Consider the following 6331-nt stretch of genomic DNA (forward strand, 5'->3'; position numbering starts at 1 on the left):
CGTACCGAATCGGTACGCGCCCACCGCATTCTGAACCCGGTCAGGTGCGCCCGGACCACCTCATTCGACGGCCACGATTCAGCGGGGCTTATGGGCCAGGACGGCGAACATGGTGACCGATAGGTGGATATCACCGCTCGCGGCACCGCGCTCCAGATCCGCGATCAACTGATCGCGCTGCGCCTCGGTGATGGATCCGCGCGCCACCGCCATGGCCGAGATCCGGTTGACCAGCGAGCCAGCGCCGACCGTCCGATCCTGTACCAGGGCGTGCGAGCCGATCTCATCGATCACCAGGCCCGCCTTGGTCAGCAGTCCGGGCAGGCGGCGGCCGGAGAACGGGTTGGTGGTCGCGTCGATCAGCGTGTCGATGACCTCGCGAACCACCCGGCGGTCGCCCGGGTGCACGATCGCGGTGCCCCAGTCGCTGTCCATCACCACAACGCGACCACCGGGCTTCAGCACCCGCGCGATCTCATTGGCCGCGCGATTGGGCGCGGTCAGATGCTGGAACACCCGTTCGCAGAGTGCGGCGTCGAAGGTGTCCGCGCCGAACGGCAGCCCGTAGGCGTCGCCGGAAAGGGATTTGGCCGTCGACCCGGCCTGTTCGGCCCGGCGTTGGGCGGCGGCGAGCAGCTGCGGATCGGGTTCGACGCCGATCGCCGTGCCGGTCGGGCCGACCGCGTCCGCGAACGCCATGACCTCCGAACCGGTGCCCGATCCGATATCGACCGCACTTTCGCCGGGTTGCAGCGCCAATGCTTCATGTGCCCACGTGCGCAGCCGCCGAATTCCGGGCAGCGCGGCTTGTAGATCGCGCACGTCCACCAATTGATCCTGGCCCGCGCTGTCGAAGCGATCCGGGCGCAACCCCTGCATATCCATGGGCCCGATTCCGTCTCTAGGTATTGCCGTCGTCTGAGGCATGCGCAGAGCCTACTTGGGGGCCGAGCACCCCGCACGGTAGGTCTGTGAGATCTATCACGATTAGGTCATACCACCCATCCGGGTGGGATGGACCACGTGACCGACCTTTTTCCGGCGACCTGTCAGCAGTCGTCAGCGGCGTCGAGTGAGATGATCGGGGGGCCGACCTTTTCGAGCGACCCGCAAGCAGTCGCCAGCGCTGCACCAGCGAAAGGAAGTCCCGTGGCCAAAGCGAAGTCCGCGACTGTCAAGCTGTGTCTCGCGCAGGAACCTGAGGCCGACAAACTCCTTTCCGAGGATCCCTTCGCGCTGCTGACGGGCATGCTGCTGGATCAGCAGTTCCCGCTCGAACATGCCTTCCGCGGGCCGAAGAAAATCGCGGACCGGATGGACGGCTTCGATATCCAGCGGATCGCCGACGCCGATGCCGATGCCTTCGAGGAACTGTGCGCCACGCCGCCCGCCATCCACCGCTACGGCCGGTCCATGGCCCGCCGGACCCAGGAGCTCGCTCGGTACGTGGTCGAGAACTACGACGGCAAGACCGAACGGATCTGGACGCAGGGCGATCCGGACGGCAAAGAAGTACTGCGCCGACTGAAGGACCTCCCCGGCTATGGCGATCAGAAGGCCAGGATCTTCCTCGCCCTGCTCGGCAAGCAGCTCGGCGTGCGGCCGACAGGCTGGGAAGCGGCGGCAGGTGCCTACTCCGAGCAGGGTTCGCGTCGCTCCGCCGCCGATATCGTCGACGGCGAATCGCTGCTGGAAGTGCGGGCATTCAAGAAGCAGATGAAGGCCGCCGCCAAGAAGTCCTGAGGTCGCTCCGGATTTGCCCTATTGGAATCTGCGTGCATTTTTCCCTCGTGCCCGATTGATTTCTCACCGATGCTTTTCCCTCGATAGCAACACCTAGATGAGGGAATGCAGTACATGAGGATGAGGAAGCTCGCCGTCGTCGCGGCGCTCGTGACCGTGGCGACCGGAGTGGCCGCGGGTACCTCCGGCGCCGCCCCGGACGCGTCCGAAAGCGATAATGGCGCAATCAATTTCACCGCCGAGGCGGTCAACGATTCATCGATCATCAAGACCGACACGGGTTCGCTGGTGGTCGAGGATGGTGTCTTCAAAATCAAGGCGGTCGATGGCGCCGTGCTAGCGGGGACCCCGCTGAAGTTCAGCATCGACGATTTCGAATTCCCGATCGCCGCACAGATTTCCGATCGCACCGCGACTTTGACCCCGCAGATCGATCGCGAGCACGCGGTCTACAAGCCGGTGGCGCTGCCTTACGAGGATCAGGCGCCATGGAAGACCCCGTACGACCGTGAGGTCGCGGCCTGGACCCGGCTGACGAGCACCATTTCGGCGGCCGCCACGATCGGCACGCTGGTCGGTGGTCTCGCGGGCGGTGCGGCCGGCTGCGTGCTCGGTGGTATTGCCGGTGCGACGGTCGCCTCGGCCACCATCGTCGGCCTGTTCGGTCCGTTCATTCCGGCCGCCGCCATCGGCTGCCTCGGCGGCATCATCGCCATCGGTGCGCTGGGCACCCTGGCCGGTCAGATCTTCGTGACGGCTCCGGTCGCGATCGGTGCGGCAATCCAGTACTTCACCACGATCAACCAGCCGTTCGCCCCGGCCAAGTAGGTCGCGCCGTTGCCGCATCCGTGGCTCCCACCGTCGCCACGGCATCAGGCCCCGCCCAGTACCTCTCGACTGGGCGGGGCCTTCCGTGCTGTCCGGGGCTTCCTCGGTGTGCCCGACAAGATCGCGACCAGCTTTTTGCACGCACATTACGTGCGGATCAGGCGGGCCGGAGCTGGGTGCCTTCGTGGTGTTGGGGTCCACGGCGCTGTGTATGGAACCGACCGGGATCGATGGCAAGCCCCAGAGGGGCGCGGCAGTCCCTTGGAACGGAACGCCGATGAGGGCGAACGGTGTGTGGGTTATCCGCAAACCACTTCGACACTGCGATTTTTGTCGCAAGGTTTGACGCACACGGTCTGGTCTGGCTGAACTATTGAATGTGAAACTTGGAATGTTCTCCGTCATGGGCGTTCTCACGGTCGCGGCGATGTCTGCGGCTACTCCTATCGCCTCGGCTTTCCCCACCGGCTCGGCCGGCCAAGAACAGCTGAGAATCGGCCCGAGTGGGTATGTGGAAGGTGACGCTGGGTTGGACCGGTGCATTCGGTTCGGTTTCCCGTATGACCTGAAAATCCAGAACAGCACCCAGCGTCAGGTCTATGTATATGCATCCACCGACTGCACGGGTGACCCCACCGCGGTCGTCGCCCCATTTGGAGGTGGGACGTTTTTCGGTGGCTCAGTCTTAGCGGTCAAGTAAGTAGCGCGAAGCAGAAGTTCGCCGATCGTCATTCGTCGGGTTCGACTCCTGAACATCGTGTGCTCCTCCGAATCGTCGGGGTATCACTGGTCTCCAGCTGGCCGACCACCGAGCGCGAACATCGTGGTTGGTCGCGGCGGAAAACGGCCTGCGTTGTCTGCAGCACGTCCTCCGAATCGTCGGCAGCGTGCGGCTCGACGTAGGCACCCGGTCGGGAGTCGAATCCCGGACACTGTGGGTGATCTTCCCGGCAAACTTCGTAGTCACGACGTATCTCCAGTGGGTGATAGGTCGATTCGATGCTCTGGCCTGAGGATGCTGACGGTGCCGGTGACTCTTGGTGCATTCGCGCGATAGGAGTGCCGTTCGTTTACCGGCAGCGAAACCGCCGACGCGGCCCCGCTCGATGAGCGGGGCCTTCCGTGCTGTCCGGGGCCTCCTCGGTGTGCCCGACAAGATCGCGACCAGGTCCTTATGCGACGCAGCATTACTTGCGTTGACATTTAATGCGCACGCATCTAAATTACTCGACGTGACTATGACAGCTTCCGCATCCGAGACCCGGACCGCCGCATCTACCGAGCACACCCCCGGGCGTTGGGGCCCGAAGCTGTGGGCTGTGCTGTTCGTCGCCGGACTGGCGATGTTCCTCGACGCACTCGACGTCTCCATGGTCGGTGTCGCCCTCCCCTCCATCGGATCCGAACTGGGGCTGAATACCGAGAGCCTGCAGTGGATCGTCAACGGCTACATCCTCGGCTACGGCGGCCTGCTGCTGCTGGGTGGACGAGCCGCCGATCTGCTCGGCCGTCGGCAGGTATTCCTCACCGCCCTGGTGGTTTTCGGACTCGCCTCACTCGCGGGCGGTCTGGTCGATGACGGTGCGCTGCTGATCGCCAGCCGCATCATCAAGGGCATCGCCGCCGCGTTCACCGCACCGGCCGCGCTGTCGATCATCACCACCACCTTCAAGGAAGGCCATGATCGCAACCGCGCGCTGTCGATCTTCACGGTCTTCGGCGCCACCGGATACGCCTCCGGTCTGATCGTCTCCGGTCTGCTCACCGGTATCGACTGGCGACTGACCTTCTACGTCCCGGTGCTGGTCGTCGCGGCCGTCGTGCTCACCGCCTACTTCGTGGTGCCGCGCAATATCGAGAGGGAGCAGGGCCGCGTCGACTTCGCGGGCGCCGCACTGCTGACCGGTGGCATGCTGGCTGCCGTCTACACCATCGTCACCGCACCCGAAAAGGGCCTCACCGCAAGCGTTGTCGCCACCGCGGTTATCGCCATCGCCCTGCTGAGCGCGTTCTTCGTGATGGAGAACAGGGTCGCCCACCCGCTGGTGCGGCTGAGCATCTTCAAGGTCAAGTCGATCGTCCGGGCCAACCTGGCCGCGCTGGCCATCTTCGGCTCCTACATCAGCTTCCAGACGATCGTGTCGCTGTACCTGCAGAACACCCTGGGATGGGAGCCGTTGAAAATGGCGCTCGCCCTGGCCCCGACGGGCATTATCGTGGCGATCCTTTCGCCGGTCGCCGGCAAGCTGATCGACCGCTACGGCACCACGCCGATGATCATCGCCTCGATGACCTCGTTCGTGATCGGCTACGTCTGGTTCATCTCCTTCGGCGGCAGCGCCGACCCGAACTATGTCCTGGACTACCTGCCCGCATTCCTGCTGCTCGGCCTCGGCTTCGCACTCGGGTTCTCCTCGGTGATGGTGCAGGCGACCGAGGGCATCGCCGACCACGAGCAGGGTTTGGCGTCGGGACTGGTGCAGACCTCGGGCCAGATCGGTGGGGCCGTCGTGCTGGCCGTGGTCACCGGTCTGATCAGCGGTGGCGCCGCCACCAGCATCGCGCAGTACCGGCCCGGACTGTACCTGGTCACCGCGGTCGCGCTGGTCGGACTGATCGCGTCGGCCACCGCACTGCTGAGCCGTCGTCAGTTGGTCGCCGAAGCGGCATGACGTAGCGAGCGAACGGCCCGTAATCGGGCGAGCCAGTCACCCCATGGGGGTCGCCAAATGGCGACCCCCATTCGGCGTTTTCGGACATATCGTGCGCCGGGCCACAGTATGATCGGAACATGGTGCGCGGCAAGGATTTCGATGCGAAGCACGCATTGGGCGAGGTCGCGCGCCACTGGCAGGGCTTGGTACACCGCGATTTCGGTGTTAACTTTGATCCCATGTCTTCGAGCCGTCCGACCGCATTGCGGGTCACCTATGTGACTGCCGCACTGGGTCTGCGACTGCCGTTGACCCGCGAACTGTGTTGTTCCTGCTGCAGCTGAGCCATTCTTTCGGCTCGCGCGCTGCCCAGCCGCCGCACGCGTAGGCATGTCCCGTCATACGGGACTTCAGCAAGGAACCTTCATATGTCTCTCCCCACCCTTGATCGATCCGCCACCGGGGTCGTCACCGGTCGTGTCCGTGTTCAGCGTCCCGTCATCGCGCCGGAACTCCGCATCGCGGACAATCCGGCGGCGGCCGTGCTGCGCGCCGCGACCGGCGGCCCGATTTCCCGCGACAATGCCGCGCGCACAACGGGTTTGAGCATCGCGACGGTCAACCGTCAGGTGTCGGCACTATTGGCCGCCGGACTGCTACGCGAGCGCCCCGACCTGACCGCGTCGGGCGCGGTCGGACGTCCGCGGGTTCCGTTCGAAATCGACCACGAGGCCTATTTGACCCTCGGCATCCATATTGGCGCCGCGGTCACCAAGATCGTCGCAGCCGACCTGCGCGGACGCATTCTGGGCGGGCTGGCGATCGCGACCCCGCAGACCGGTCAGGACTTCGCGACCATGACCGTCGCGCGCAGCGCAAAGGCGTTCTTGCAGCGCTGGCATCGGCGCAAACCGCTGTGGGCCGGAGTGGCGATCGGTGGGCGGGTCGATCCGCTGACCGGTGTCGTCGACCATCCCAAGCTGGCCTGGCAGGGTGCGCAGGTCGGTTCGGTGCTCGGCGAGGTGCTGGAGCTGCCGGTTTCGGTTCGCCGGTCGGCAGCAGCAGCTCCGAGGCTGCCATGGCCTCGACGTGCGGCGCCACCGAAA

5 protein-coding genes and 1 pseudogene are annotated in these 6331 nt (G+C 65.0%); 5 read left to right on the forward strand and 1 reads right to left on the reverse strand.

Features of this window, described 5'->3' with window-relative positions; all coding sequences use genetic code 11:
- Nucleotides 1-78 precede the first annotated feature (78 nt).
- Entirely contained in the window at nt 79-885 is an 807-nt protein-coding gene (locus ABZW16_RS42610) for a methyltransferase domain-containing protein (protein ID WP_354961858.1), read from the reverse strand.
- Nucleotides 886-1149: 264 nt separating this feature from the next.
- On the opposite strand from ABZW16_RS42610, the gene ABZW16_RS42615 reads away from it, so the two are divergent.
- From ABZW16_RS42615 to ABZW16_RS42635, 5 genes and pseudogenes are all read left to right on the forward strand, one after another.
- Nucleotides 1150-1743: an HhH-GPD-type base excision DNA repair protein gene (locus ABZW16_RS42615; RefSeq protein ID WP_354961859.1), complete on the forward strand. Its 594-nt coding sequence runs from the start codon at nt 1150-1152 to the stop codon at nt 1741-1743.
- A 114-nt stretch (nt 1744-1857) separates the two neighbouring features.
- Nucleotides 1858-2571, forward strand: a complete 714-nt coding sequence (locus ABZW16_RS42620; RefSeq protein WP_354961860.1) for a hypothetical protein — start codon at nt 1858-1860, stop codon at nt 2569-2571.
- A gap of 1238 nt (nt 2572-3809) precedes the next feature.
- Nucleotides 3810-5243, forward strand: a complete 1434-nt coding sequence (locus ABZW16_RS42625; protein WP_354961862.1) for an MFS transporter — start codon at nt 3810-3812, stop codon at nt 5241-5243.
- Between the two features lie 119 nt (nt 5244-5362).
- Nucleotides 5363-5569: a hypothetical protein gene (locus ABZW16_RS42630; RefSeq protein ID WP_354961861.1), complete on the forward strand. Its 207-nt coding sequence runs from the start codon at nt 5363-5365 to the stop codon at nt 5567-5569.
- A gap of 84 nt (nt 5570-5653) precedes the next feature.
- Nucleotides 5654-6331 (forward strand): annotated as a pseudogene (locus tag ABZW16_RS42635) (hypothetical protein); the annotation flags it as partial.

Source organism: Nocardia sp. NPDC004604 (genome assembly GCF_040609795.1).
Lineage (GTDB): Bacteria > Actinomycetota > Actinomycetes > Mycobacteriales > Mycobacteriaceae > Nocardia.